Here is a 26,491-nt window from a genome sequence, read left to right as displayed (position 1 = left end):
TCGGAAAGAAAAGAGGGATTAACCAGTGCACACCGGAACATGGGGATTCAGTGAAGCCGAGCATCGCCCTGCCTCAACCACACAGCAGGCTGTAGAAGGCATCAAACAATTTATTCGGGACAATGCGCTTAAGCCTGGGGACACTTTGCCAACCGAATCTGAGCTCTGTGCGGAACTCGGCTTCTCTCGCTCCTCCGTCCGAGAAGCCATCAGAATCCTAACGACGTTAGATATCGTCGAAGTCAGGCATGGAACAGGAACGTTTGTCTCCGGCACGTCACTCAAAGCCCTAGTTCAAGGCCTCATTTTTCGCGCGACTCTCGACGCTGACGACAACCTTGAAACGCTTCGCAATGTGGTGGAGATTCGGCAGGCAATTGATCTTTCTATCGGGCAAGAAATCACTACCAAACCCGATCCCTCCAAGCTAGATCAGTTGAGCGCCATCGTTGAAAAGATGTCAGCCAAGCGGGAGCAAGGTCTCAACTTTGCCGAGGAGGATCGGGAGTTTCATCAGGTTCTGCTTTCCGAAATAGATAACCCGATTATCCGTGAGCTCAATGATGCCTTCTGGCAGGTGCACATGAACGTCATTCCACTTCGCAAAATAGAAGAACCACAGGACTTCAGCAGAACGGTTCGCGCGCACCAAGACATCGTCGATGCCCTACAGAATAAAGATCTGAAGAAGTACCAAGAGTCTGTAATCAGGCATTACGAGCCCCTGCTGACTTCGCTGTGACAGTCCGTGTCAGCTATTAAAGCTCCGCGTAATCCACGCAGGGTCTGTAATGGCAGTGCCAATGATGATTGCGTCGGCGCCGGCGCGCTTTCCTGCAGCCACATCATCGCGCGAGGCAAACCTTCCTTCGCCGATTACAAAGGCATCCTCACCGCAGAGCCGTCGCCCCTCTGCCAAGCATTCAAGATCTGGACCTTCGGTCTTGCTCCGGAACTCTGTATAGCCAGCCAGCGTCGTTGAAATGATATCTGCACCTGCTTGGTGCGCCCGCTGCATTTCTTCCGGGGTAGAACAGTCAGCCATCGACAAAACATTCAACCGGTGGCACTCCGCGACAAGGTCAGAGAAGCTTGAGCCATCAGGCCTAGGGCGATCCGTAGCATCCGCACAGACAACAGCTGCCCCCGCCTCAGCCAATCGGCGCACGGACTCAACAGTAGGGGTGATATAAACCCCCTCACTCCCCTCCTTTGTTAGGCCGAAAACTGGTACATCTACTGCGGCTGCGATTGCCTCGACATCCTCGATGCCGCCATACCCGCCACACCGGATTGCGCGGCTTCCGCCCTCAACACACGCACGGGCGACATGCGTCAAGGTGTGGGTATCGCGCATTGGGTGACCATCTGGCGCTTGCACCGAGACAATCACCGAGTTCCGAATCATGCCGTGAACTTCTTCTCGGCGGTCCGCCAGTTCACTACTCTTAAACCTAAACATATACCTGAGCCTTCTTCTGGAAATACCGCAGATAAACGGTGCTAAAAAGCGTTGTCTCGAGCAAAAGCCGCTGCACCCACTAACGGTGCTGTCGCCGGAGATTCAGTAACCCGAATTGCAACGGAGCGATTCGGCTTCAATGCGAAATCCTCAATGGCCTGACGGAATGGTTCTTCCACAGCGGCCCCAATCTGGCACACACCGCCGCCCAAGACAACGGCATCGAGATCGAGCCCTGAAACAAGACCCGCCACCGCGCGGCCAAGGCCATAGGAATTCCCTCGAATAATCCGGGAAGCGAGTTCGTCTCCCTGGTTCATTCTTTCCACGACCTTTTCGAGGGGAAGCGCTAACTGGTCCCGCTGCTTCCACTGCACCCGTTCGCTTGCAGGGTTCGCAGAAAATTCTTCGTAATATGCAGCCAGACTATTGCCGCTCATGATGTTCTCGGCGCGGTCCGCAAAGCCCCGGAAATCAGCACACAAGAGTTCAGAAAACTCTCCGGCCGATCCGGTAGGTCCGCTGAGCAGACTCCCGTTATCGCTTACCGCACCACCGACACCAGTTCCCAACGAAAGGTACAGGACTCTGCCGGACTGGAACTCCCTCGCGGCTCCGAGCATCAACTCTCCGTACGCCCAGACTCGCACATCGTTATGAACAGCACACGGGAGATCAACAACCTCTTTCGCGACCTCACGAAGGTTGGTGCCAGCCCAGTTCTTAATGGTGTCTCCGTTGTAGGTGACGAGCCCTTCGGGAGCTTTAATGACTCCTGGCGAGCCAATGCCGATTCGCGCCGGAGTGATACCCGATTCCTCCAACGCCAGCTGAATGGCTTTCTGGATCTGCTCCTGTGGCGAAGCCCCGGCCGGCTGGGTAGGTATCTTTCCCAGCGCTACTGCTTGTGTTGGGTCCTCATCAGCCACGAAGCCCCAACCAATCTTGGTTGCACCGACATCAAGCGCAAGGGTACTAGTCACTCTTCACTCGTTTCGTCGTAGTCCAGAGGAATTAAGGTTCGATCACCTGAGCGGCATCGACGATCTCATGAATCTTAGCCAGCTCCTCATCGTTCAGAGCGACATGCGGACGAGACATCAGCCCCGACGGGAAGACGCCCAGGTGGTGCAGCGCTGCCTTGAAACTGCCGAGGCCTTGCGAGCTCCCGCCCATGCGCGTGCCATCACCAACACCAACGATGGTGAAAAGGTCACAAATCTTAGACTGCAATTCCGCGGCCTCTGCATACGATCCGTCAACTAGGAGCTCGTGTAGCTTCACGTAGGAAACCGGGTCCACGTTGCCCAGACCAGGTACCACGCCATCGGCACCTGCCAGGTAAGCAAAGTCGACCGTAGTTTCCGAGCCGGTCAAGACTACAAAGTCTTTCACCCCAGCCTTGTCGCGGGCGCTAATCAGAGCACGCGTGTATCCATCATTGCCGCCGGAATCCTTGACACCAGCGATAACGCCTTCCTTGGCCAGAGAAATAAGAGTAGCGATATCCAGCACGGAGTGAACGCTGACCGGAATGTTGTACGCGTAGATGGGGGTCTCTGGCGCGGCTGCATGGAGAAGCCGTAAGTGCTCAGCAATTTCTACATCATGAGTACGAACATAAAAAGGCGCAGTGGCAACTAGCCCTTGCACCCCGAGCGCGACGGCGTCTTCAATGTGCTCAATCACTCGCGGTGCCGTCATATCAATCACGCCGGCGATGACCGGAACGCGCCCTTGAGCCTGTTCCACCACCGTTGCGATGACTTCCTTGCGCTGCTCTCGAGTGAGGAAAGCAACCTCACCTGAGGAGCCGAGCACGAACAGGCCATGAACGCCAGCCTTAATAAGGCGTTCAGCCTGGCGCTTGAGGGTATCGGTGTCGACGGAGTAGTCCTCATTAAACGGGGTCAGCAGCGGTGGTACAACACCGCGCAGGAGCTGTGTGCTTGCAGTCATGTTTGGAAACCTTCCTCTTCGCCTTCGTATTAGAGTCATAAGACATCATACGTCTCCTAGGATTGTGATGCAGTTCCTTCCAGCGAAAAGAACTCCGCTTACAGCTCGTTGCCTAGTTCAAGCTCTCCGCCTTCCACACTCCCCTCTTCCTTGGAACAGTGGAGCGGGGGCACCTTACCTAGAGCCATGGGCCTGCTAGCAGTACGATGCCAATCAGTTTTTAGCCTCGGCAAAAAGTCGACCGCTTGGTTATGATGGCGCGCCTTACGATTGTGAATGTGCGCCTGCCAACACGTGACTGTAGGCGCGTTCGACTCGCCCTTGCGTGCCGCGACCGAGAGAACCGGAAGTGGACAAAACAGCTGCAAGCAGGGCCGGACGCCGCAAGGTTGACAAACTATATAGGAACACCCCCTAATACAGGCATGTATACTCCTGATGTTCTTGTTACTTTCTTTCTCTCGTGGGGTTCCTGATATGGGATTTTTCAAGGTTGTCGCTGGGCTCTTAGCCGCCGGTGGAGTGAGCTACGGTGCCTATGCCGTATTAGGGCCGGACTCTTCCGATGACGTCATTACGGTCCAAAACGTCATCGATGGCGACACCATCGATGTAGCGCAGGATGGTGAGACCACGCGTATTCGCCTGCTCAACATCGATACGCCTGAGATGGGCAAGGAGTGCTTGGCCGAGGAAGCAAAGCAATACTTGGCAGGCCTGCTGCCAGTAGGCACGGTAGTGACGCTGGAGTACGACGATGAGCGCGAGGACAAGTATGGCCGCACGCTGGCCGGTGTATTCAAGGAAAGTTCGCTCATCAACGCCTCCGTTGCTGAGGAAGGTTTCGCAGTGCCGATGAAAGTGGGCAGCAACACCCGCTTCTTCTCGGAGGTCTCTGCCGCTGCCGACCGAGCCCGTGCTGCGGGCAAGGGCATCAACTCGGCCGGTCCGGAATGCAGCTTTGGCGACGACAGCGCCTACCAGTCCTTCCAGGACGCACGCTCCGCCGTGTATGAGGCGCGGCAGTTCCACTTCAATGACATGTGGAACGACGAGCAGCTCGACAAGGCTCGTAGCCATGCCACCCGTCTAGCCATCGCGAAATTAGCCGTAACCAAGCTGGAGAAGGCCATGGCGGAACAGTCTGAGTTCCAGAAGGAAGCGTTTGGCAAGGAGCAAGCAAAGCTTCTCGACGAACTGAAGAAGGACGCCACTGAGCGAAAAGAATCTTTGGATCGCGAAATCTCCTCCGCCAATGAGGAACGCGAGAAGAAGCGCGCCGAGGAAGAAGCAGCACGCAAGGCTGCGGAGACTGCCCGTCGCGCGGAGCAGGAGGCCCAGCAAGCAGCACCCGCCTACCAGGCACCAGCCGCACCGGCACCTAGCAATCCGGTGGACAACTACACCGGTTGCCGCGCCTACAACGGAAACTACGCAATGACCAGTATTGACAAGAAGGGACGACCCTACGCCAAGATTGATTGCACCACACGCGTGCAGATTGGGTAAACACGAGCTGCAAATACCGGAAATACCCGGATAAACGAAAGTAGTTAACCCGTGAGAGAAGCTCGACTGCAGTTGCACTGTCGTCGATGCGCATGCCGCGTTGACGGAGAAACTCAACTTGTTGTTCGCAGCTCAGGCAATTTTTTTGGAATATGTCCACGTCTCCGTGAGAACGAAAGGCCCCGGTCATTTATGCGTTCCCTACAAGGGGAAGAGGCCCGACCGGGGATCTATCGTTCGGTATTTTACTACACCACGCTGTCTTACTACAGGTGAGCGGTCACGCCTGGGCCATAGGGTATTTCTAACGCGAAGAATACAAGGAAGACGGCCAAGAAGGTACAGAAGAACGCAATCGTATAGGGCAGCATGATGCTGATATATGTGCCCACACCCGCACTCTTGTCGTACCGACGGATATACCCCAGGACGATCGGTAGGTAAGGGGATACCGGTGTCACCATGTTCGCGGAGGAATCGCCCATACGATAGGCCGCCTGGATGAAGCCAGGATGATAACCCAATTGCATAAAGAGTGGAACAAAAACCGGCGCTTCCAATGCCCACTTGGCGCTGCCTGACGGAATGATCAAGTTGAGCAGGGCTGTGAACACGATGTATCCGATAATCAGGAAGATTCCGGTAAAACCAATTTCTTTTAAGAAATCACTACCGTTGACCGCTAGCCAAATACCGATATTCGACCACTCGAAATATTTGATGAATTGCGCGATGGCAAAGACCATCACAATGTAGCCGGACATTCCGGAAATACCTTCTGCCATATATGACGACAGGTCCTTGGAGTCCTTAATCTTCCCCATCAGGATGCCGTAGCTAGTGCCGAGGAGCATAAAGAAGCCGAGTATGATCGGAATGATGCCCGACATGAACGGGGAATCGATGATTGCCCCGTTCTCGCCCCGGAGTGGGCTATCGGGGAGCAATACGACTACCGCAATAAGTACGATGTACGCCGTGCCTAGGACAGAAGAAAATAGCAGAGCTCTGTCGCTTTCCTTTGTCTCTTCCTCTAGGTCCTCGGCATCTATTGAACCTTCGTACTTACCGAGACGCTTTTCGGTGATATAGGTAGTGACGAGTCCTCCAACGAGGGTAAGGGCAAAGACGCACACGACGTTGAAGTACCAGTTTGCGACGGCTGTTACGTGTGCCTCTGGGTCGACAATTCTCGCGGCTTCGGTGGTAATTCCTGCCAGCAGGGCATCAGTACCAGCAACAAAGAGGTTTGCGGTGAAACCAATGCCCGCACCGGCGAAGCCTGCAGCGACACCAGCAATCGGATTCCTTCCCGCGTGGTGGAAGACGATCCCAATCAAGGGCGGGATGACAACCATAGCAGCGTCGGAAGCGAGGTTGCCGATCACTCCAATGAAAACCGCCGCGTAAGGGAGGGCCGCGAAGGGCACTCGACGAACGGTCTTTTGCACGGCGTGCTGAATGTAGCCGACCGGCTCGGTCAAGCCAATGCCGAGCATCACGGCTAGGACAAGCCCCAGGGGCGCAAAGCCGGTGAAGTTCTCCAGCATCGAAGTCAGGATGTACTCGATTCCTTCACCCGACAGAAGGCTACGAATGTGGACGTCTTCCCCGGTTCCTGGGTGGGTGACCGAACCGGCGAAAGCATGGCCTATCGCAGACATCACCATGACTGCCAACGCCAGAATTACAAAAAGCAGGAAGGGATCTGGCAAGGCATTGCCGACCTTCTCGATCGTACGGAGAACATCTCGACCGAACTGACGAGTCGAGCGTGTGGATGACTTTTCCGCACTTTCTTGGGTGACCGGCGATGAGTGGGAGCTAGCGCTAGACATAGCCACTCCTTACTTAGTTTGCTGGGGTGTTATTCGTTGAAAGTTCGCTTCGCTTCTTCCACGACTTCGGGGTCGCGGAAACCGGCTAGCAAGGTGGCGGCGAGAATCAAAGCGCCGTCGATGATCGTTTTCTTTGCATCAGGACCATCGGCAGCTGCTGCGAACTCACGGGTATGAGGCGGGGCATCCTGGGTCAGGCGGATCATTGGGTGGATAGCAGGGACTACTTGGCTAACGTTGCCCATGTCTGTAGACCCAGAGAACAGTTCGTTCGGAGTAGTCTGGCGCCCAACAGCCGAAAACGCTGCTTCAGCGATGGTGACCAGAGTCGGGTTCGACTTCAGCGAAAGATAGGGCGGAGTAGTCGAGGTGATGCTCACAGTGCAGTCGGTGGCAAGAGCGCCAGCTTCGAAGCAATTCTTAACGCGCGGAACAACGCTCTCGAGAAGATAATCGGAGTCCGATCCACGCACGAAAGTCCGAATTCCAGTTAGCTCAGGAATTACATTTGGTGCTTGCCCACCGTTAGTGATGATCGAGTGGATTCTAATATCATCCTTGATCTGCTGGCGGAGAAGGCCGATCGCATTTAGCGAGAGAGTTGCTGCGTCGAGTGCGTTACGCCCGTCTTCCGGCGCAGCCGCGGCATGGCTGGCCTTGCCCTTGAACTCAACATCGAGAGCGACGCGAGCAAGGCTCCCTCCCCCGACCTTCTCCTCGTTGCTCGGGTGGATCATTACGGCGTAGTCAACCCCCTCGAGCACCCCATTCTCGATCAACGGGACCTTACCTGCCCCGCCCTCTTCACCGGGGCTGCCGATAACCACCAAGTGAGCGCCCGTCTTCCCATCGGCTTCCAAATCTGCCTTAGCGATTTTCGCTGCGCCCAAGCCGCTTGCTGCGATGATGTTGTGGCCGCAGGCGTGGCCTACCTCTTCCAAGGCGTCGTACTCACAAAAGACTGCCAGTGTTGGCGAGTCGGCGGTTGCACTGGCCGAAGACCATTTGCCGACAAAGGCCGTTTCAAGGCCTCCGAAACCGCGGGTGACCTCGAACCCGGCGTCCTCTAACTCAGCGGTAAGGCGCTTAGCGGCGTGGTACTCGGTGAAACGGATTTCAGGGTGATCCCACAGATCCTTGGCAACGTCGGCGAGGTTGTCGGCAAATTGGTTGGCGTAGCTTTGCAGCGAATCTACCAAGTCCTTGATGTTGGTCGAAGACGGCTCTTGCTCAAACATGGAACTCCTTGACAAACGGAAATGAGACATAGATGCAATCCGCGCAAGTTAATGCCATGGATCACATTGTCGAGGTATGTTATTTAAATAAACTTTCTGAAAGCTCTATTTGTTTGAATGACGTCTAAAAACAGGAGAATATGTTCGGTATGGACTCTGGGATAGATCCTGGAAAGACCATGATGTCGGAATTGGACTTCGCGGTATTTGATGCCCTTCAACGCAATCCCCGCGCGCCCTGGGCGGAAATTGCGCGGACAATTGGGGTAAGTGGCCCCACGGTGAGGCGACATTGGCACGCTCTGGTGGAGTCGGGAGCCGGTTGGATCGCTACCTACCCAAATAGGGTCCGTGGGTTGATGTGCTTCAGCGTGCGGGTCAAATGCCAGCCAGGGTTCGTCGAAGCGGTCGCCAAGCAACTTTGTCAGGTCCCAGAAGTGATGTCGGTAAGTGAGATGACCGGCGCGTACCAGATTCAGCTCATAGTCTTTGTTCCTGACAAGAGCCGCGTGCGCCCAGTACTCAATGTGTCCATAGGACAGGTCGAGGGCATATCCGAACTAATCATTTCACTAATGTCGGATGTCCAGCTTGAAGGTGCTCAGTGGAACAGCGGCACCCTTGGCCGAATCGAAAAATCGCCCAACCAATACAAGTTCCCGGAAGTAGAGTTCGACGAACGCGTGGAAAAGACGCTTCGTGTGTTGGAATGCGATGGACGAGCCGGCGCCTCGCGTATTGCTTCATCTTTGGGTCTCGGTGACCCACAGGCCCGACGGATTGTTAAACAGTTCCTCTCACGGCGGGTCCTTATCCAGCGAGTGGAGGCTGCACCGCTCCACGACGAATGGCCTGGGGTGCTGGCCCTATGGCTGCTGGTCCCGCCGGCTAAGCTCGACGAGGTAGTCACGAAGATCAAGACCTTTCCAGACGCGCGCTTGTGTACAACACTGGTAGGTGGGGAAGCAAACCTCTACGTCATCTTATGGCTAAGGTCCTTCAGCCAAGCCAACGAAGTGGAATCTGACGTAGTCCGCGGCTTACCGACTCGCGTAGTCAGCCGCAGCATCCTCCTGCAACACCACAAGAGGGCGGGAGTTCTCCTTGACGAAGAGGGGCGGAAAATCGGCCACGTCCCCTGGACCGATAGTCCTTCACTGCATGCACATGTATTACATGCGTGCTGATCGTGAGGAACCCTCGTTTAGTGGACACTAAGCAGATGAGTTTGATGGGAATTGAAGGGGTTTCACCGCGTGATTGGATAACCTGGGAGTCCTGTAAATTTCAATGAAAGGAACCCCTATGAATCAGGATTTCGCCCTCCAGACCCCACGGCTCGCATTGTCGGTGCCTACAGATGCCGATATTGACGCCATCTTTGCCATTCATTCGGACGCCCGCACCTACGAGCACCGCCCTGAATTGGCTATGAAGACTAGGGAGGAAGCCGCGGAGCTGGCACGCTCGTGGCAACAGAATTGGAGTGAAAAACAGCTGGGCTACTACGTGGTGTCCACTCACGATGGAACGACCATTGGCTTTACCGGCGTGCGTCATAGCGAAGAAGCCGGTGAGGAAGTGCTCAACCTCTACTACCGCTTCGCACCCGAATCGCAAGGCCAGGGCTATGCCAAGGAGGCCGCAGCCGCTGCGGTTGCCAATGCGCGCGAGCGTTTCCCGCAGCTCCCAGTCGTTGCGATAATCGACCCCACTAATGAAGCGTCGATTGCCCTAGCATTGAAGCTCGGACTTCAGCACGTCCCCGGCGCAGGAGTGCCGGGCGACTACGAGGTGTATCGACTGGGCTGATAAAAAGAATTACCTCATCAAGGTCTATGCCACATTGACGAAGAAGCTCAACTTATCACTCGCAGCTCAGCCACTCTTTTGGTACGTGGGAATGACTCCGTAGAACTGAAATACCCTGGTTATTGATGCAGTCCCTGCAAGGGGAAGTGATCCGAAGGAAGATTTAGTTGCCACGAGCCCGGCAAGAAGGTCTTCAGATAGCGAACAATCCCATCCAGTACAGACTTGGGAGTGAACGCAATGAAAGCACCCGCCAGTGCAGCGATCACCCCGATAGCAACGGCTGCTCCACGCGAAGAACCAATCGATGATTCTTCTGTCTTCCCACCGTCTGCTGGATCGTTTGGCTCATCAGGAGTCTTCAAAGGTGAGAGCTCACCATGCCGCTTGATGTACTCGGAGAAGACATCGACGTCGATTGCCGTGCCAGTAGAAGTAACACGCGCATCGCTGAATGAATCGATCTTGTCGCCACCATTCACCACGTAATTGCTAATGGCCAGTGAGTACGTGGAATTCATGTCCATTGACGTGCCATCATCGAGCTTTATCGCCCTGACGCGCTCACCGAATGGCGCATTCATGTCGTAATCAAACGTGAATCCGGCAGTCCGTGGGAAGCCATTCCCACCATCCGGATTAGATTCAATACCCTTTTCCAGTGCATCTTTAATCTGTGCGCCCGTTGCTTGAATCGCGATTGGTGAGTTACCGAAAGGAAGCACCGATTGCGCATCGCGACGGGTCAAGGTCCCTTCTTTCATGTCAGCACGCTGGCCGCCACCGTTCTGCCATCCGAGCTGAGTATCGAAATGTTCGCGGTATGCATCCGCTACCAACGGGCCTAGTTCTGCTTTTGATAAAGCCTGCGTCGCAGTACCAAGTTGCTCGCCCAGTTGACGGTCTAATTCACCGTAGAGTTTCTCGCTGCGTGCCTTCCACTCTTCGTTAGCAGGAAGCGATGGATTGACCGGATGGTTCACTACCTTCACCGTGGTCTTCTGCGTGGAACGGTCAACGGTGACGTCGAGGTGAACCAACGTTCCATAATCAGCACGCGGTGCGATAATCGGCCGATCATCTGCGGTGTAGGTTACTTCTTCCGGTGATTGCGCCTCGTTTTCTTCACGCAGCGCTGCTGCAAGCTCGGGAATCTCTTCCATTACCCGAGTGGTGTCTTCTTTTGAGATCTGGCTCAGCAAAACGATCGCATCAACGCCTTCTTCTTGGAGCTTGTTAACCCCGGCGCGTGCGGATTCAGCGAAGTCCCCCGTCACGACATCCTTGGCAGCTACGGTTCGATCAAGGTCGGCAGTAAGAGAAACAAACCCGACGGTGAGTTCACCGGATTTAGCAGTGAAGGTGGTCCCGTCATCGCTGATCGGCTCGCCATTCTGGGTAGTCAGGTTGCTGGAAATCCACGGAAACTCGGCCTTTTCGATAAGGCTACGAGTATGGTCCACGCCGTAATCAAAGTCGTGGTTGCCAAAGTTGCCGACGTCCACGCCGAGTTCGTTAAAAGCCTCGACAAATGGCTCACCGCGAAAGACTGAGCCGAATAGGCTGCCGGCAGCAAGTTCTCCACCAAAGGCGACGATAGGGTCGCCTTCTTCTTGGCGGATATTCTCAAGGGCAGTTGCTAGGTAGGCGATGCCGCCTTGGTGGCTCCCGTCATCCCAGGCTCGGGGCTCAAACTCCTTCATGTCCTGGAAGTAGACAACGTCTCCGGTCGCTACTGCCGCCTGACCTGGGTCCGATTCAGCAGCGATAGCGTTAGATGCGTTGAGAGAAAGAAGAGCAGTCAAAGCAAGAATGGTGTGACGATTGCGCATAGAGGCATTCTGCCTAACGCGGCTAGAGGTTCCTCGACCTTGAGGCAAAATCTAGATGAACATTCATAGTCCAGATGCTTACCGCTGGGCACGAGCTACGAAAACTCCTAGACCGCGGGCATGCCCCTTCAGGAATCCCACGCCTCCAATGCCCTAACCGGGTACCGCCCATCAACGGTGAAACGCTGACACACCACCTGGGTGTCATCGTTGATATCTAGCTCTCCGATGTATTCAACGAACTCGGGTGAACACCAGAACTGCTCATGCCCGGCGCGCCATTCACTGGCATCGGCGTAGCCCTCACCCTCGGCGATGGCGTGCTCGTCACTGACGTCTGCGAGCCGGCAGACCTGGACCTCGGTAGTACGGATAACGCACACCACGTTGTCGTGTGAATCGAGGACGGCCTCTAGGGTGCCCACATCCTCGCGCGGGTTGCGGCCGCGCGGGTGCTCAACCAGCAAGGATGACGTAGTGGTTTTGGTGCCGTCCAGGATGGCGGTAACGAGGGCGTCGCGAAGCGGGCTGGGGAAAGCAAACTCGCCGCGAGGCAGCTCCGATATAGGTTCCAAAGCGTCCTGAGTCATACGTTTACAGTACGTGGCTCAGGAATGCTGTTGACCAAGCACGTGCTAGCTTGCCGTTTCGCCCGACTGGACGTTCGATTCGCGTGTTCGAATTATTCGCAGCGACGTCCGGCCCCGCTCCTAATGTCAACGATGCCCCCTACACGGAAGGCTGGGAATCCGCCCTTCTTCCCTATCACTCCGGGGCCGCGCCGCCACTTCCCATTGCTTAGCGGTGCGGCCCCTCTTTCAAACTTCACAGCTCTTCATAAACTTCAAAAAATTCAAAAACTTCATAAACTTCACAAGACTTCAAAAGCTTTGTGGTCTAGAGTGAGTGCCATGAATCCGAAACACACCAACCCTTTTACGGCTACCCTCGGCGCCACTCCCCCATTGCTGGTTGGCCGCAGTGATGCCATTCGTGATTTCGGTTTCGCGCTCGATGAAGGCCCCGGCGCCCATGAGAGGATCTCGCTCATCATCGGCCCTCGCGGCATCGGAAAGACAGTCCTCCTTAACGCCTTCGAAGACGAAGCGCTCACGCGCGGTTGGCTCACGCTCAGCGATACTGCAACGACAGGTTTCGTTGAGCGACTGCGCAGCAGCATCATTCAACTCTTGACCAAAGACAGGAAGCAGCTCAAAGGTCTCAACGTCTCCATCCTCGGCATTGGAGGCGGGCTCAACTGGGATACGCGAGCCATTGCGGAATCAACGTACTCGCTACGTAATGCCTTAAAGGATTTACTGGCCTATAAACGTGAGCTTGACCGAAAATCCCGCCAGGAGCCTGGTGGTGTGCTCGTGACATTGGATGAAATGCACCACCAACGAAGCCAAGAGCTCATAGAGTTCGGCGCCACGATTCAACATCTGGTTCGCGAAGGTGAAGACATTTCCGTTGTCATGGCAGGCATCCCATCCTCAATTAGACCACTACTTTCCGGAAAGCTGAACAGTCGCGGCGACACCAATCCAGTTACCTTTCTTCGACGCGCTAACCGCATTGAGCTGGGCAGGGTCTCCGATTCGGATGTACGTGAAGCACTGGAGGAACCCCTTCACAGCGCCGCCACCTCATGGTCAAAGGACGCTTTGGAAACCGCGGTTGAGGCGTGCCATGGATATCCATTCATGATTCAGCTAGTCGGCCAGTGCTCATTCAGGGAAAAGGAACGTACCGCTGACGGAGGTACCGAGATTTCTATCGACGCTGCCCAACGCGGAGTCGCAACAGCACAGCGAAAGCTCGGCCAACTTGTTCATGAGCCCGCGCTCTCGGATCTCTCCACTGTCGACCGAAGCTTTTTGGTTTACATGGCCCAAAGCGATGGCCCTGCCAAGATGGCGGATATCAAGGCACGCTTCAATAAGACTGATTCTTATGTAGGCAACTATCGCCGCCGGCTTCTCGACGCCGAAATGATCACCACCACGGGCCACGGCGAAGTCGACTTCGCCTTGCCATACATGCGCGACTACCTCCGTGCGCATGCGGCAAGCCTCATTGTTGAGGACTTCGATTCGCAGTAGCGGAAACGCCCCGATCCCCCGTGCGCTGCACGCCACGCCTACCCCCCGCACCCCGATCCCTAATATTCGCGCAGAGTTTCCACCCCACCCAAAGTTATGCATCCGGCTCACTGTCGGTCTGCGGTCTCCGCCACCGCTAGGGTCGTCGCAGTGGTGGAGGGGTGGGGCGTCGGCAAGCCCAGCAAGAGTGCGCCCACTCCCCCACCGCAATACATGAATAAAAGTGAATAATATTATGCAGAGCGCCGTAAAACCTCCATCTACGTGGGCTTTCTTTCACCCACGCGAGGCTTGAAAAAATATTCGGCGTCCATAAACTTGTCGTGTAGTTCACAGACCAATAGTTCCGGTGAACCAGTTCACCACGTTGCAGGATGGCGCCGTGCAGGCGTCAAGAAAGGTTTCAGAAACATGGCAGCTTCCCCGTTAGGAGTCTGGTCCGAGGTCGGCAAACTCCACCAAGTCATGGTGTGCGCACCCGGGCTCGCGCACGAGCGGCTCACCCCCAGTAACTGCGCTGAGCTGCTTTTCGACGACGTCCTCTGGGTCGACGAAGCCAAGAAACACCATGCAGAGTTCGTCGCCGAGCTGCGCAGCTACGGTGTCGAGGTTCTGGAAATGCACAAGCTTTTGGAAGAGACCCTGGACACCCCGGGTGGGCGGGATTTCATCCTCGACTACAAGCTCCTCGATAAGAATGTGGGTGCGGGCATTGGCGGCGAGCTGCGCCACTGGTTCAATGAGATGCCCACTGCACGCCTGGCCGAACTCCTCATTGGCGGACTACCCTTCGCCGAAATCCCGAAGGGCCTGGGTCACGGCACCATCGACGCCATGCGTGAGGTCTACGGGCCGTCCGCTTTTGCGCTGCGCCCATTGCCCAATACGCAGTACGCGCGGGACAATTCGGCGTGGATCTATGGCGGCGTGTCCCTTAACCCCATGCGTATGCCAGCGCGCCACCAGGAAACGCTGCTCACCCGCGCTATTTATAACTATCACCCGCGGTTTGCGCAGGCAGACTTCAAGTTCTGGTACGGCAACACCGATGAGGAACCGGGGCTTGCGGCACTGGAAGGCGGTGACATCATGCCGATTGGCAAGGGCATCGTACTGGTAGGCATGGGTGAGCGCACCACCTGGCAGGGCGTAAGTCAGCTGGCCATGCGCCTATTTGAGGAAGGCGCCGCCACCAAGGTCATCATTGCGGCCATGGCCAAGGAGCGCGCCTCCATGCACCTCGACACCGTGCTTACGTTCCTTGACGCCGACAAGGTCACCGCCTACCCCAAGGTGGTAGACACCATCCGGCCGATAGTCCTGCATCCTTCGACAAGCACGGCGCCTTTCGACGTCGAACTGCCCACCGAGTCCTTCCTCGAGGTCGTCGCCAAGGCGCTGGGCATTGGCGCCTTCGAAGTCATCGAAACAGGCGGCGATACCTACGCTGCCGCCCGTGAGCAGTGGGATGATGCCAACAACGTCGTGGCTATCGAACCCGGCGTGGTGGTGGCCTATGACCGCAACAAACACACCAACGCCAAGTTGCGTGCCGCCGGCATTGAGGTAGTGGAGATCGGATCGGCAGAGCTGGGGCGCGGCCGAGGAGGCGGGCACTGTATGACCTGCCCAATTGTCCGCGAGGCCGTCGATTACTAGAAAGAATTTTATGACTTCGTCCAAAGCCGACACCACTGCACATACCACCGACTTGGGGGATTCCACACAACCTGCGAGCACACCACCGAAGTCCGAAGGCACGGCGCTGAGTTGGGTTCTTGCGCTTTTTGGCACCGCGATGGGTGCCGGAATCCTCTTTCTGCCGCTACAGGCAGGAGCCTTTGGCTTCTGGCCGCTCGCCTTCGCCACGGTGATCATTTTCCCTTTGGTGTATTTCTCCCACCGAACCTATGCCTGCATTGTCGCCGGCGCCCCTGCCCAGGACTACGGGCTGGACATCTTGGAACTGGTGCGCAAGTACCTTGGACGCAACACAGGTTTGTTCGTGGCATTGATGTACTCCCTGGCCAACATCCCCACGGTGTTCATCTATGCCATCTCCGTAACAAATGCCATTGATAGCTTCATTGTTAACCAGCTCCATGGACCTTCCATCAACCGCTGGGTGCTTTCGGTGCTGTGCGTGGGCACCCTCACCGGAATTTTCGCCATCGGGCGCAAACCCATGCTCTGGTTGGCACAAATTCTGGTTTATCCGCTCATCATTTCGCTTGCAGCAACGTCGATCTACCTCATCCCCCAGTGGGATTTTCATTCCTTCCTGGACGTGGACTACAAAGACGGAAGCTGGCCAAATATCTTGCTCGGCGCCGTTCTTATTCTCCCCGTGCTGGCTTTCTCCTTCTCCCACATGGCGGCGCTATCGCAAATGTCAGTGGACATGCAATCCACTTACGGCAAGAACACCGAAAAGCGAGTCTCGCGCATTGAGCTCTACACGGCCGCGCTGCTGGTCATCTTCACCATGTTCTTTGTCTGGTCATGCGTCTTGGCGCTGGGGGCTGACGGTATGCGGGAGGCTTCCGAGCAAAACATTCCGGTGTTGTCCTACTTTGCCAATGTCACCGGAGTTCACGCGCTGGCCGTGTTGGCACCGTTAATCGTCATCTTCGCCATCGTGACCTCCTACTTTGGAACAATGCTCGGCGCAGAAGAAGGTACCTCCTACATGGTTCGCCTACTGGCTCCGCGCACAGCAAACCGGCTCAACCGACGTACATTGCTCACCATTGTCTACGTCTTCATTTTCATCACCGGCACTATGGTCTCCGTGTTTAATCCACCGATTCTCAACCTCATCTACCTGGTGGGCGGCGTGTTTGATGCAATTCTCATCTTCTTGCTGCCGGTGTACATGTTCCACAAGGTCAAGGAGTACAAGAAATTCCGGAATGACCCATGGAATTACTTTGTCTTTGCCCTGGGTTCAGTCATTTTGGGCATTACCATCTGGGACCTGTTCTAAGAACAAAAGCCGCCCCCACATGTCCCACCCCTGCATTGAGGCAATCAAACGTTGGTGAACGAAGGGTCAAAAGGCTGGAAGAAGGTTACTTTACGCCCCTAACTTTCCCAAAAATGATTGTCCGCGACCATTGCCGGCGTACCCAGCACCTCCTAAGATGTACCCAGATTTTATGAATCTTTCCTTACTCTTTAACAAAATATAAGGACGGTACACAGGTGCTCATTAAGGGACTGCGTGCGCTTGCACCGCTGGCGGCAGCCGCGGCCTTCATTACCCCTGCGGCACAGGCGGCCGACATCCCGCCCATGCCACAGGCCTATCCCATTACCAACCTCTACAAAAGCTGCAGTGCGTCCGGCGAAAACATCACCACCCCAGAGTGGCACTTCGCAGAGACTGGCCGCCGCTACTTAAGCGATGGCACCCTGCAGTTCAAGAACACCACCGATCAGGACGTGCCCTATACCGCCTCCATTGAGACCGGCACCAACCACAAGATCGAGGCCAACTCCAAGGCCGCAATGCCTTCTGGCTGGGATACCACCGCTAAGTCCGATATCGGGCTGAAGCTGTCCAACGGCTGGCACGACAAGGAAACCTTCGGCCCCATCACCTTGAAGCCGGGCGAGTCCTTCCGCGTGGAATACGGAGTGGTGGAAAAGGACTTCATCTCCATGTTCGTCGGCTGCAACGATGACCGCCTGGAGAACATGCCGGGGGCGAATGTCATCCGAGGCAAGGGCCCGGCTGAGCGCTATGCCTTTGCCTACATCATCAAGGCGGATGGTTCAATTTCGGACCTGGCCATGGAGATTCCCTCCCGCTCCCCGGGCGCGAACTCCAAGCCCATCGAAGGCAACTACACCTCCGTGTCCGGCCCCAGCTTGGAGAAGATCGCGGACCCGAAGAAGGACGAAATCATGCAACCTTCCGAGGACCTGCAGCGCGATCCATCTTGGCCCAAGGAGGGCGAGACCTGCGAGGGCCGCGATAGCTCCTGGTACCCGCTGGATATCACTGCGGTTAAGCCCACCTTCCGCAAGCCGGGCTACTCCACGGACTTCCTCAACTGGTCCAAAGGTGACTACGAGTACGCGCCGGTCACTGACTTCGCCGTCGGCGCCGAGCACGCACCGTACACCAACTGGCAGGGCAACCGCGGCGATATCCCGAAGGGCTGGCTGGAGTCCGTCGGTGCGGTCAAGCGCGCCTACATGCCGGTAGGAACTGAGCTCGAGCACATCGACCTGGCTCCCGGCGAGCGCGTGCGCGTGGAGTACGGCACCACCATGACCCGCATCAACTACCGCGAGATCCACTGCGGTAAGGACGGAAAGTACAGCCTGACCTCCAACTACAAGCAGACCACCGCTCCCAGCGGTTTCTGGGCGGAGGCCACCATCACCAGCAAGGACGGCTCCACCCGCACCGAGGACGTCACCCCGGAGGAGTACCGCGAACTCCCAGTCCCGACCCAGACCATCTACTAATCCCCCTTTACTTCCCAAGGAGAGATCACCATGTTCAAGACCAAGATTGCTTCCACCACCGCTGCCGTGGCCATTGCCTGCGGCCTGATCGCTGCCCCGGCCGCCAACGCCCTCCCGGCACGTGACCTGGGCCCGGCCAACCCGACCACCATCGGCGAGCACTGCGCCAACCCGGGTGACACCGGCCAGACCGTTAAGATCAAGCGCACCTACTTCGACGGCTCCGCCGGTTCCTGGACCATCTCCAACTACAACGACGAGCCGCTGCCGGTCACCCGCTCCATCAAGGAAACCAAGACCAAGACCTGGAACGTTTCCGCCGGCGTTGACTTCAAGCTGCTGGATCTCATCAACTTCACCTTCTCTTCCAGCTACACCGATTCCCAGTCCTACGAGGTGGGCGAGCAGGTCGGCCCGTACAACATTGCTCCGGGCAAGACCGCCGTCATGCGCGCCGGCTGGGTGGTTTCCGACTTCGAGGGTCAGAAGACCATCTGCGGTTCCGATAACACCTGGCAGGCCAACGGCGAGACCTTCACTGCTACCCTGCCGAAGGAGCGCCACGTGGAGGTCTCCACCCGCGACAACAACGATTGGGGCTAAGACGTGCTGAAGAAGTCCATCGCGAGCGCTTTCGCCGCGCTCAGCCTATTGGCGGCCGCTCCTGTGGCCCACGCCGCTGACTTCGGCGGGGACTTCGAGCTGCCCCAGCGCTGGAATGAGGACCACAAGCCGGGCACGCACTGTTCGACACCCGGTAAGAACGGCACCTACGTCACCGCTACACGCCGCTGGTTCAAGCAGACGGATGCCACCAGCGTGGCCAACCGCAACGATGAGCCCGTGCCGGTCAGCCACACCGTGACCCAAGCGCGCACGCAGACCATCGAGGTCTCCGGCTCCATCAAGGGCGAAGGCGAGCTGGCCAAGGTGCTCACCCAGACCTACGGTTTCACCTACGTCCACGAGCAGCACTGGAAGCTTGACCAAAAGGTCGGCCCGTACACGCTGCCGGCGAACTCCCAGGGCAAGCTGGTGTGGGGCTTCACCATGCTCGACACTGACGGCCAGGACGTACGCTGCAACGCCGACCAGGAATGGGAGGCCGTGGGCAAGCCCTACTCCGCCACCGTTCCGGAGGCGCGCTACTCTGAGCTGCAGCTTGGCGACGCCCCCGTCTGGGACTAGCTCGCCTCCTCCAGGCCTCACAGAAGAGGGCACCCCAAGCCGTTTCACGACGGCTGCGGGTGCCCTCTTTTTGGCGTTCCACAGCGTGATCAAACGGCAGCGGGAGCATTGCAGAACGGCAACGAAGTCCTTGCAGAACAGCAGTGAGATCATTGCAGAACGGCAGTGTGAGCATTGCAGAACCGCAACAGTGCAGGTAGATTGACTGTCATGACTGATTCTTTTCTACATAGAAACGCACAAGATCTGGCGGAAGAAGTTCTGTCGGATACACCTGTGCTGACTATTTCCGGCGCGCGCCAAGTAGGAAAGAGTACTCTCGTCCATCAATTGCTCGAAGGTAGAGATCATAGGTTCTTTAACCTTGATGAGAGCGCTTCGCTGGCCTCTGCAAAAGCGGACCCAGACGGGTTTGTCAGACAGCTCCCCGAGGGGACACTAGCCATTGATGAAATTCAGCGCGCACCAGAGTTGTTTCGCGCGATTAAAGGCGCACTCGAAGAAGATCGACGGCCGGGGCGTTTTATCCTTACCGGATCATCCAACCTCCTCAGTCTCACGGGAGCTGAAGAATCTCTCGCTGGCCGCGCAGAAACTATTCGCCTTCACGGCCTCAGCGTGGGCGAACGTTTAGGCATCCACGAAGACTTTGCCGGCCTAATGTGGTCATTAAAAGATGCAGGCGTACAACCCACATCTACCCCTTCCCGGACCGACTACTTCCAGCTCTTCTGCACGCCGAGTTTTCCAGGGCTTAGGGATTCTACTCGGCGGCGGCAACACCGATGGTTCGATGCCTATATTGAGCGAGTCTTGTCAAAAGACGCTGCCGAGCTCTACGGCATTCAATTCCCTGACCGCTTACACAATCTTCTCGACAAGTTTGCTGCACAAGGGACCGCGGAACTTGTAGCGGCGCACATTGGGCGTGCACTCGACATTCCCGAACGCTCAGTCCCCACCTATGTAACTGCGCTGAGTGATGTTTTCTTGATTAACCAATTGCCATCATGGGGAACAAATCTTGAAAAGCGGGCTATTTCTAAGCCCAAGGTCTTCCTTTCAGATACGGCGCTTGCTACAAGCCTGGCAGGCCTCGAGCCAGAAGCATTGGAGATGAACATTTCCAGCACGCTTACCGGCGGGATCTGCGAAGCCTTCGTTGCCAACGAGCTTCTGAAGCAGAAGGCATGGTCATCGGTTGACTATCGCCTCTTCCACTTTCGGACCTCTACCGGCAAAGAGGTTGACCTTGTGCTGGAATCACGATCCCGGGACGTTGTTGGCGTGGAAGTCAAAGCCGCGATGTCGATCCAGCCGAAGGACTTTGCTGGCCTGCGCTATCTTCAGCAGGTAGCTGGTGATTCTTTCCGCGCAGGAATTGTCTTGTACACAGGCAAGGACGTCTTGCCGATGGGTGAAAACCTTTGGGCAATGCCAATTTCGACGCTCTGGCACGGCTAAATCCGCGACAACGAACGGCCTCCTCACACCATGAGGCTCACGGATATACTGCACCCATGTCTCACCGCATCTTTTCCGTCCCCTTCGCCGATATTTATCCGCACTACGTTAAGAAGGTAGAGCGCAAAGGCAGGACAGTCAGCGAGCTCCACGAGGTCATCACTTGGCTTACCGGCTACTCGGTTGAGGAGCTCGGACGGGTCCGGGAGCAAAAGGTCACCCTCGAGGATTTCTTCGAGCAGGCCCCGCACCTGAACCCATCCCGCTCCCTCATCACCGGCAGCATCTGCGGGCATCGTGTCCAGGACATCGAGGACCCGCTGATGCAAAATATTCGGTACATGGACAAGCTCGTTGACGAGCTAGCCAAAGGAAAGGCCATGGAGAAAATCCTTCGCGGCTAGCCTTCGCCAGCTGCGCCATTTAAAGCTTCCAGCTTTAAGCCACAAAAGGATACGGCGGCGCGGTCTTCTCACGGAAGAAGTAGCGCGCGTGCGTATGCCGGACGGACTCTAAGTTCTTTGCACCAATGGCAACGAGTTCAACGTCTGGGTCATCGTTGATTTGATCGAGATCATGGCGGGCCAGAGTTGCCTCAGTCAAGGTTTCAAACTCGGTGACATTCAATGCACCCGTCGGACGGTGATACTTGATGAGAAAAGCCGGCATTCTATTTACTCCCTTCCGACTCATTGTCTGCCCGTCTCTTGTCGAGCTCACTAATGAGCCTATCCAACATCGTAGAAGTCCTTTTCCGCAATAGGCGGGCTTCACGCAACTCCACCGTTTCAACAGGGTGCTCAACAAAGGGAGAAGAGAGCACATCGAAATACTTCTCTACTCTATGCACCACTTCCGAAAGCTCATGGAGCGAGCGAACTTGGGTGTCGAATTGCAGCGGTACGCGCTCCCCAAATTCTAAGTATCGGATGCCGCGACCATATAAGTCACCAGCAAGTTCGTAAAGGTTGGCCCATCGCGACTGGAGTGCCGTTCGGAGCTGAAACTCGGCGCGTCCTGCTGGAGAATAGATGTGCAGATGAATCGCCCTATACCCAGAATGCGGCTTTTCTCTCATGTCCTGGATTCTGACGCGGTCAGCTCCCCTTTCTTCCAAGTCCTGAGCAAGTAACTCCGCCAGCCTTGATTGTTCAGAGAGCGTCACATCGAAGTCCATACGCACTCCCGAAAAGTCTTGGATACTCTCCAGCGGGAAGCTCGGCATTCTCCTCAGTTTCTCAACGAGTACTGGCCGCGTCTTGACCCTCGAACCTATAAAGAATCGCTTCGAGTCCGGTTCCACAACGGAATCTATCGAGCGCTCCAGCGGCACGCCCAGTTCACTCAGTGTCGAAACTGCCAAAGACTCAAGATGGTCACAGAGAGCAGACTGGTGAATCAGGATGTGCCGATAGAGCTCTTCATCGATCTCTTGCCCAGCGCGCAACGCACTTCCTATTCGATGCACTTGTCTCTTACTAAACGTCGTCGGCTTCTGTTCTAAGAACCTCAAGGTTCCCCCTTAATAGATGTGCGCAACCCCCACGACGAGGTGTTGCCTGTAGTTCCAGACACCCCTGCTAGACCGCGTGCGTACGGCCCGTGCATCCCCCACCTCTTGGATGCCTGCCCCGAAGACTACAAGAGCGGCCGGACATCAGAGCCAGAAATCGATCATTTGTTCGATTTTATATTGTGACACACCCTCAGTGGTTAACAGCAGGCATCCTCCACCTTCGGCTCTGCCATACTTGACACATGACCACGCTAAAGACTTGGGCCAAAACCTGGGCGGAGACAATTGTGGACGCCCTCGAGCGCGAGTTCCCCGCCGCCATGCACCATACGAGCGCGTCCGTCGACGATTGCCACGTGCGCCCACGAGAGTTGCATCCGAGTTTCTACGGCTGTTTCGACTGGCATTCCAGCGTCCACATGCAGTACTCCGGGGTGCTATTGGACTCCATGCTCGGACCTGAATCTCCCACCGGTCTTGCCACGCTTCTCGACGATCGCCTCAGCCCCCAAGCCCTCACCGTGGAATACAACTACCTGCTAGAACACCCCGGGTATGAGATGCCCTACGGGCGCGCTTGGCTGTTGCAGCTAGCCTCCATCCGTCCCAGCGAGGCAATGGATAAGCTCGTCGAGCTCACCGCGCAGCACTGCCACGACTGGCTCGGTTCACTCAACCAGCCGGTACGCCACGGCATGCACTCCAATACCGCTTTCAACCTTTTCCTCATCCTCGAGGCAGCGGAGAAACTTGGATTGGATTCACTAGCAGATTCGGTGCGCGATTCTGCGGTTCGCCTTTTCGGCGATGACCGTGACTATCCGCTGGAGTGGGAGCTGTCCGGGCACGATTTCCTCTCCAATGGATTATCAGAAGCCCTGCTCATGTCGCGCGTTCTCCCGGACTTCCCACAGTGGTTCGACGGTTTCCTCCCCCACCGCGCCGAAACACTGGATTTCCTTACCGATATCCCAGAAGTACTCGACCCGACCGATGGCCGCCTGGCCCATCTCTACGGCCTGGCACTCACAAGGGCGTGGATGATTGTTGAGCTCGCCGAGCATTTCGACGACTCTGCCCTGCCGCGCGCCGAAGCCTTGGCGGCCAGCGCGCGCCCACAGCTTGTCGACGGCCACTTCATGTCCACCCACTGGCTTATCACCTACGCACTGCGCTACCAGCTCGCCGTCGAGTAGTACTGTATTTTTCTAATCACCGTTCTTCTCAGGAGCTCACCATGGATTCTCGTTACTCCGCGCGCGCGATAGCTACCGCCTGCCGGAAGAGGGGATCCGCATCGATCTTCGCGCAGAACGCGCCCGCCGCCGAAGCCGCTCCTCGTACGGCCGCGCGGGGGCCGTCGCCAAGCAGCAGCCACACCACCGAGGACGCCGCCCCCAACAAGCAACCGCACGCCATCGCAAGCCCAGCGACAGCCGAGGTCTCCGCCTCGTAGCCATTGTGGCGGTGGTGCTGGTCGGCATTATCGCCGCGCTCAAGCTCAATCAGGAACCGGACACACCCGCACCGCAGCCCACAGAAGTGGTAACGGAACCCGCCGCCGTCATCGAACCTTCACCGGCAGTCGAGATGTACATTCCGACGATTGATGTACGCGCGGAATTCGAGGAAGGTTCCTGCCGGGTCAAGGACAATAAGATCAACCCGGACTCCATGAATAAGGCCTGCACCTATACCGCAGAGGACAAGCCCTATTCGCTGCCCGGAACGGACTCGCCGGACATCGTGGTCATTGCTGGTCACACGGGCGCGGGCGTGCCGGCGGTATTCAATAACCTCTACGACGGCCGCGCCGATGAGCACAAGGCCGCGGTCGGCGACAAGCTGTATCTGCGCACGCAGAACTCCGGCGAGCAGTGGCTGGTATATACCGCAACAGATCTGCACGATCCCTCCAAGGAAGGCCTTGAGCAGGACGAGAGCATCTGGGGTGCCGATGCCAAACCGGGCCGCTTGCTCACCATCAGCTGCATTCAACCGGCCAACCCGCTAGCCGCCGCGGTACGCAACGCTGTGGTGGGCTGGCAGTTTGAGGGCGTAACAACCGCACCTGAGACCGCACCCCAGAACTAGGCTCCGCCTGTTTTTACCCCATAGCGGGGGGATGCCTGTTTACGCAGGTCATTGTCGAACATTCACACAACCAGCAGGACCGCATTAGCCACGGCTCTTAGGCAATGACCAGCCGCTTTAACCCCCAGCACGATGCCACATAGCGATCGAACACTCGGCACGCGTGGCGGGACTTCCATCCCGAAAGTTGCGGATTACCACATTGTAACCCCTGTGACTGATGTGAAAATTGTGACTATTGTGGTTCTGGTCTGATGAACTACCTCTCACAAACCCACTAGGAGACACACATGAAGCGCATCCACCGCACCCTGACCGCAGCCGCACTGGCTGGCTCCCTCGCACTGGGCGGCACCGCCGTTGCCTCTGCACAGATTCCGGCTCCGGCTGAGTTCGAGTTCGAAGGCTACACCTACCAGCGCCAAGCCGACGGCTCCTACAAGAGCACCAATCCACTGGGCTCCACAACTCTCACTGCAGACCACGCACAGGCTGTGTGGGAGCGCATGCAAGAACAAGAAAAGGAAGCCCCCGCCGAGGATCCAGCAGCCCCGGTTGATGAGGACTCTCAGGACAACGCCCCTGCACCGGCCAACCCAGACCCGGCTCCGGCCGGCCCGTCCCAGGTTGACTACCCGATCGACAACGGCAGCGATGCTCCTAAGAATGACCCGGAGAAGCCGGAGGCTGGCGGCGAGAAGCCCGAGGCCGACAACGAGAATCCGGGGGCCGGTGAGGACAAGGACAAGCCTGTTACTCCTCCTTCCGGAGAGACCGATCCGACGGGCGGCTCCCAGCCCCCGGCCGGTTCCGCCGAGGATTCCGATTTCGACGCCAAGCAGCTGGCATGGCTGGCTCTGCCGGCCGCCCTCGTTATCGGTGGCGTGACCTGGTACCTGGCCAAGGACGGCAAGACCTACGTGAAGTCCCAAGAGGCAGCCCAGAACGACGCCCCGAGTGCCGAGGAGAAGGCCGCTTCCGAGCAGATGCTCAAGGAGAACAAGGACGAGGTCATCGCCCAGGGTGGTCAGGTTGCCGAAAGCACCGCCGAGAAGTCCCAGGTACAGTCGCGCGGTATCTCCGCTGAGACCGGTTCCAACACCGTTGCTCGTGGCCTCGCCGCACTGGCCATCGCAGCCATGATTGCAGCTGGTGCTTTCGCCGCCCGCCGCAAGTTCTTTATCTAAGAGTCCCGGCGCCGCGTTCCCCGCGTGCCTCCAGGCCTTACCTTGAAGAGCCTGGAGGAACGCGGTTCTCGCGGTTTTGTGCTTAGCGCTTGAGGTAGCGTTAATATAGTTGAATAGCCCCTGCACACCAAGGGTTTTCTATCTTTCACTTTCCTTCGCTCTATTTCTAGGAGAATCCCATGAAGAAGGCTTCACTCGCTCTCGCCACCACCGCCCTGGCAGGCTCTCTGTGTGTTATTGGCTCGACCATCGCCACCGCCGACGAATCCACCGCAAACGCCACCAACACTTCGGCTACCGAAATCAACTTCTGCTGGGCTCCAGCCGAAGAGTTCACCACCACCATCGAGGACACCGAGCACACCTTCAAGCAGGAGGAATTCGGACTCTGGCGCGCCACTGACAATGAAGAATTGACCCTCGACCGCGCCGAGGTCATGGCGATTGCCAAGGACAACGCCGCTGCCTGTGGCAAGCAGGACACCGCAGCCGCTGAAATCAAGGAATCCCTGGCCAAGAACCCGCCGAGCTCGACGACGTCCACGACGACAACGCCGACCACCCCGACGGAGAAGCCCGTGGAGCCAGCGGATGAGCCTTCGCAGGCGCCGACCGGCACCAATGAGTCCAGCTCCTTCGATGAAGCCCTCAGCTCCAAGGACGGTGAACCGACCGATCTTGGCATCGCCGCCATCGTCGCTGCTGTCTTGGGCGTCATCGGCGCCATCGCTGCTGTCGCTCCGAGCGTGGCAAAGTCCCTGGGCATCAAGCTGCCCTTCTAATAGCTCCAAAAGCTCACGACAAAGCG

Annotated in this window: 26 protein-coding genes and 1 pseudogene; 18 read left to right on the top strand and 9 right to left on the bottom strand. The window is 56.9% G+C overall.

Going from position 1 to position 26,491, the window contains the following annotated elements; genetic code table 11:
* The first annotated feature begins 25 nt into the window (after positions 1-25).
* Entirely contained in the window at positions 26-742 is a 717-nt protein-coding gene (locus tag FME68_RS09470) for a FadR/GntR family transcriptional regulator (RefSeq protein ID WP_070680786.1), read from the top strand.
* 9 nt (positions 743-751) lie between these two features.
* Here the strand turns inward: FME68_RS09470 and FME68_RS09465 are convergent, their stop codons facing one another.
* From FME68_RS09465 to FME68_RS09455, 3 genes are read right to left on the bottom strand one after another with little or no spacing between them, the layout of a single operon-like run.
* The gene (locus FME68_RS09465; RefSeq protein ID WP_071407303.1) at positions 752-1,462 is read right to left on the bottom strand and encodes an N-acetylmannosamine-6-phosphate 2-epimerase; all 711 of its coding nucleotides are present in this window, start codon (positions 1,460-1,462) and stop codon (positions 752-754) included.
* 41 nt (positions 1,463-1,503) lie between these two features.
* Positions 1,504-2,445: an ROK family protein gene (locus FME68_RS09460; protein ID WP_328287798.1), complete on the bottom strand. Its 942-nt coding sequence runs from the start codon at positions 2,443-2,445 to the stop codon at positions 1,504-1,506.
* A 31-nt stretch (positions 2,446-2,476) separates the two neighbouring features.
* Positions 2,477-3,421 carry a dihydrodipicolinate synthase family protein gene (locus tag FME68_RS09455; RefSeq protein ID WP_070545289.1) on the bottom strand — a complete coding sequence of 315 codons (945 nt, stop codon included), beginning with the start codon at positions 3,419-3,421 and terminating at the stop codon, positions 2,477-2,479.
* 477 nt (positions 3,422-3,898) lie between these two features.
* Between FME68_RS09455 and FME68_RS09450 the strand changes: the two genes are divergently transcribed.
* A complete protein-coding gene (locus tag FME68_RS09450; protein WP_065422039.1) occupies positions 3,899-4,930 on the top strand; it encodes a thermonuclease family protein in 1,032 nt (343 codons plus the stop codon).
* A gap of 266 nt (positions 4,931-5,196) precedes the next feature.
* On the opposite strand, the gene FME68_RS09445 is transcribed toward FME68_RS09450, so the two are convergent.
* Entirely contained in the window at positions 5,197-6,768 is a 1,572-nt protein-coding gene (locus tag FME68_RS09445; RefSeq protein ID WP_158397406.1) for an AbgT family transporter, read from the bottom strand.
* A 29-nt stretch (positions 6,769-6,797) separates the two neighbouring features.
* On the bottom strand, positions 6,798-8,006 hold the full coding sequence (locus FME68_RS09440; RefSeq protein WP_046649203.1) for a M20 family metallopeptidase: 1,209 nt from the start codon (positions 8,004-8,006) through the stop codon (positions 6,798-6,800).
* 140 nt (positions 8,007-8,146) lie between these two features.
* Between FME68_RS09440 and FME68_RS13460 the strand changes: the two are divergent.
* The 3 genes and pseudogenes from FME68_RS13460 to FME68_RS09430 all read left to right on the top strand — a co-directional run.
* Positions 8,147-8,311 (top strand): annotated as a pseudogene (locus FME68_RS13460) (Lrp/AsnC family transcriptional regulator); the annotation flags it as partial.
* A gap of 54 nt (positions 8,312-8,365) precedes the next feature.
* On the top strand, positions 8,366-9,193 hold the full coding sequence (locus FME68_RS09435) for an Lrp/AsnC ligand binding domain-containing protein (RefSeq protein WP_230308963.1): 828 nt from the start codon (positions 8,366-8,368) through the stop codon (positions 9,191-9,193).
* 118 nt (positions 9,194-9,311) lie between these two features.
* Positions 9,312-9,818, top strand: coding sequence for a GNAT family N-acetyltransferase (locus tag FME68_RS09430; protein WP_046649201.1), 507 nt, complete (start codon positions 9,312-9,314; stop codon positions 9,816-9,818).
* Positions 9,819-9,937: 119 nt separating this feature from the next.
* On the opposite strand, the gene FME68_RS09425 is transcribed toward FME68_RS09430, so the two are convergent.
* The gene (locus tag FME68_RS09425) at positions 9,938-11,650 is read right to left on the bottom strand and encodes a bifunctional metallophosphatase/5'-nucleotidase (protein ID WP_046649200.1); all 1,713 of its coding nucleotides are present in this window, start codon (positions 11,648-11,650) and stop codon (positions 9,938-9,940) included.
* 128 nt (positions 11,651-11,778) lie between these two features.
* Positions 11,779-12,240, bottom strand: a complete 462-nt coding sequence (locus tag FME68_RS09420; RefSeq protein ID WP_158397405.1) for an ASCH domain-containing protein — start codon at positions 12,238-12,240, stop codon at positions 11,779-11,781.
* A 321-nt stretch (positions 12,241-12,561) separates the two neighbouring features.
* On the opposite strand from FME68_RS09420, the gene FME68_RS09415 reads away from it, so the two are divergent.
* From FME68_RS09415 to FME68_RS09380, 8 genes are all read left to right on the top strand, one after another.
* Positions 12,562-13,755 (top strand): ATP-binding protein, encoded by a 1,194-nt coding sequence (locus tag FME68_RS09415; protein WP_158397404.1) that lies wholly within the window; start codon positions 12,562-12,564, stop codon positions 13,753-13,755.
* A 411-nt stretch (positions 13,756-14,166) separates the two neighbouring features.
* The gene (locus FME68_RS09410; RefSeq protein WP_046649198.1) at positions 14,167-15,414 is read left to right on the top strand and encodes an arginine deiminase; all 1,248 of its coding nucleotides are present in this window, start codon (positions 14,167-14,169) and stop codon (positions 15,412-15,414) included.
* 10 nt (positions 15,415-15,424) lie between these two features.
* Positions 15,425-16,741, top strand: coding sequence for an amino acid permease (locus FME68_RS09405; RefSeq protein WP_158397403.1), 1,317 nt, complete (start codon positions 15,425-15,427; stop codon positions 16,739-16,741).
* Positions 16,742-16,959: 218 nt separating this feature from the next.
* On the top strand, positions 16,960-18,234 hold the full coding sequence (locus FME68_RS09400; protein WP_049155913.1) for a hypothetical protein: 1,275 nt from the start codon (positions 16,960-16,962) through the stop codon (positions 18,232-18,234).
* Positions 18,235-18,264: 30 nt separating this feature from the next.
* Complete coding sequence (locus tag FME68_RS09395; RefSeq protein WP_049155910.1) at positions 18,265-18,837, top strand: hypothetical protein; 573 nt, start codon at positions 18,265-18,267, stop codon at positions 18,835-18,837.
* A gap of 3 nt (positions 18,838-18,840) precedes the next feature.
* Complete coding sequence (locus tag FME68_RS09390; protein ID WP_328287797.1) at positions 18,841-19,422, top strand: hypothetical protein; 582 nt, start codon at positions 18,841-18,843, stop codon at positions 19,420-19,422.
* Between the two features lie 210 nt (positions 19,423-19,632).
* Complete coding sequence (locus tag FME68_RS09385; RefSeq protein WP_049155904.1) at positions 19,633-20,886, top strand: ATP-binding protein; 1,254 nt, start codon at positions 19,633-19,635, stop codon at positions 20,884-20,886.
* A gap of 56 nt (positions 20,887-20,942) precedes the next feature.
* Entirely contained in the window at positions 20,943-21,290 is a 348-nt protein-coding gene (locus FME68_RS09380) for a DUF2200 domain-containing protein (RefSeq protein WP_070509534.1), read from the top strand.
* A 34-nt stretch (positions 21,291-21,324) separates the two neighbouring features.
* Here FME68_RS09380 and FME68_RS09375 read toward each other — a convergent pair whose 3' ends face one another.
* Entirely contained in the window at positions 21,325-21,555 is a 231-nt protein-coding gene (locus FME68_RS09375) for a hypothetical protein (RefSeq protein ID WP_039674063.1), read from the bottom strand.
* A gap of 1 nt (position 21,556) precedes the next feature.
* Positions 21,557-22,354 carry a RelA/SpoT-related domain-containing protein gene (locus tag FME68_RS09370; protein WP_328287796.1) on the bottom strand — a complete coding sequence of 266 codons (798 nt, stop codon included), beginning with the start codon at positions 22,352-22,354 and terminating at the stop codon, positions 21,557-21,559.
* Between the two features lie 290 nt (positions 22,355-22,644).
* Between FME68_RS09370 and FME68_RS09365 the strand changes: the two genes are divergently transcribed.
* The 5 genes from FME68_RS09365 (at position 22,645) to FME68_RS09350 (ending at position 26,465) form a co-directional block, all read left to right on the top strand.
* On the top strand, positions 22,645-23,598 hold the full coding sequence (locus FME68_RS09365) for a DUF2891 family protein (RefSeq protein ID WP_158397401.1): 954 nt from the start codon (positions 22,645-22,647) through the stop codon (positions 23,596-23,598).
* Between the two features lie 41 nt (positions 23,599-23,639).
* Positions 23,640-23,858: a hypothetical protein gene (locus FME68_RS13065; RefSeq protein WP_195914102.1), complete on the top strand. Its 219-nt coding sequence runs from the start codon at positions 23,640-23,642 to the stop codon at positions 23,856-23,858.
* 14 nt (positions 23,859-23,872) lie between these two features.
* Positions 23,873-24,496 carry a sortase gene (locus tag FME68_RS09360; protein ID WP_210384380.1) on the top strand — a complete coding sequence of 208 codons (624 nt, stop codon included), beginning with the start codon at positions 23,873-23,875 and terminating at the stop codon, positions 24,494-24,496.
* Positions 24,497-24,786: 290 nt separating this feature from the next.
* The gene (locus tag FME68_RS09355) at positions 24,787-25,683 is read left to right on the top strand and encodes a hypothetical protein (protein ID WP_158397399.1); all 897 of its coding nucleotides are present in this window, start codon (positions 24,787-24,789) and stop codon (positions 25,681-25,683) included.
* Positions 25,684-25,862: 179 nt separating this feature from the next.
* Positions 25,863-26,465 (top strand): hypothetical protein, encoded by a 603-nt coding sequence (locus tag FME68_RS09350; RefSeq protein WP_158397398.1) that lies wholly within the window; start codon positions 25,863-25,865, stop codon positions 26,463-26,465.
* Positions 26,466-26,491 lie beyond the last annotated feature (26 nt).

Origin of the sequence: Corynebacterium hiratae (assembly GCF_009708045.1) — a bacterium.
Classification (GTDB): Bacteria; Actinomycetota; Actinomycetes; order Mycobacteriales; family Mycobacteriaceae; genus Corynebacterium; species Corynebacterium hiratae.
Note: the sequence above shows the minus strand (reverse complement) of the source record. Positions and strands in the feature narration are given on the sequence as shown.

Excerpts from the sequence above, each read along its gene's own strand:
- FME68_RS09450 (WP_065422039.1), top strand. The coding sequence starts at position 3,899 with ATGGGATTTTTCAAGGTTGTCGCTGGGCTCTTAGCCGCCGGTGGAGTG.
- FME68_RS09365 (WP_158397401.1), top strand. The coding sequence starts at position 22,645 with ATGACCACGCTAAAGACTTGGGCCAAAACCTGGGCGGAGACAATTGTG.
- FME68_RS09355 (WP_158397399.1), top strand. The coding sequence starts at position 24,787 with ATGAAGCGCATCCACCGCACCCTGACCGCAGCCGCACTGGCTGGCTCC.
- FME68_RS09435 (WP_230308963.1), top strand. The coding sequence starts at position 8,366 with ATGTGCTTCAGCGTGCGGGTCAAATGCCAGCCAGGGTTCGTCGAAGCG.
- FME68_RS09465 (WP_071407303.1), bottom strand. The coding sequence starts at position 1,462 with ATGTTTAGGTTTAAGAGTAGTGAACTGGCGGACCGCCGAGAAGAAGTT.
- FME68_RS09420 (WP_158397405.1), bottom strand. The coding sequence starts at position 12,240 with ATGACTCAGGACGCTTTGGAACCTATATCGGAGCTGCCTCGCGGCGAG.
- FME68_RS09455 (WP_070545289.1), bottom strand. The coding sequence starts at position 3,421 with ATGACTGCAAGCACACAGCTCCTGCGCGGTGTTGTACCACCGCTGCTG.
- FME68_RS09440 (WP_046649203.1), bottom strand. The coding sequence starts at position 8,006 with ATGTTTGAGCAAGAGCCGTCTTCGACCAACATCAAGGACTTGGTAGAT.
- FME68_RS09350 (WP_158397398.1), top strand. The coding sequence starts at position 25,863 with ATGAAGAAGGCTTCACTCGCTCTCGCCACCACCGCCCTGGCAGGCTCT.
- FME68_RS09405 (WP_158397403.1), top strand. The coding sequence starts at position 15,425 with ATGACTTCGTCCAAAGCCGACACCACTGCACATACCACCGACTTGGGG.
- FME68_RS09425 (WP_046649200.1), bottom strand. The coding sequence starts at position 11,650 with ATGCGCAATCGTCACACCATTCTTGCTTTGACTGCTCTTCTTTCTCTC.
- FME68_RS09395 (WP_049155910.1), top strand. The coding sequence starts at position 18,265 with ATGTTCAAGACCAAGATTGCTTCCACCACCGCTGCCGTGGCCATTGCC.
- FME68_RS09375 (WP_039674063.1), bottom strand. The coding sequence starts at position 21,555 with ATGCCGGCTTTTCTCATCAAGTATCACCGTCCGACGGGTGCATTGAAT.
- FME68_RS09445 (WP_158397406.1), bottom strand. The coding sequence starts at position 6,768 with ATGTCTAGCGCTAGCTCCCACTCATCGCCGGTCACCCAAGAAAGTGCG.
- FME68_RS09430 (WP_046649201.1), top strand. The coding sequence starts at position 9,312 with ATGAATCAGGATTTCGCCCTCCAGACCCCACGGCTCGCATTGTCGGTG.
- FME68_RS09380 (WP_070509534.1), top strand. The coding sequence starts at position 20,943 with ATGTCTCACCGCATCTTTTCCGTCCCCTTCGCCGATATTTATCCGCAC.
- FME68_RS13065 (WP_195914102.1), top strand. The coding sequence starts at position 23,640 with ATGGATTCTCGTTACTCCGCGCGCGCGATAGCTACCGCCTGCCGGAAG.
- FME68_RS09385 (WP_049155904.1), top strand. The coding sequence starts at position 19,633 with ATGACTGATTCTTTTCTACATAGAAACGCACAAGATCTGGCGGAAGAA.
- FME68_RS09415 (WP_158397404.1), top strand. The coding sequence starts at position 12,562 with ATGAATCCGAAACACACCAACCCTTTTACGGCTACCCTCGGCGCCACT.
- FME68_RS09410 (WP_046649198.1), top strand. The coding sequence starts at position 14,167 with ATGGCAGCTTCCCCGTTAGGAGTCTGGTCCGAGGTCGGCAAACTCCAC.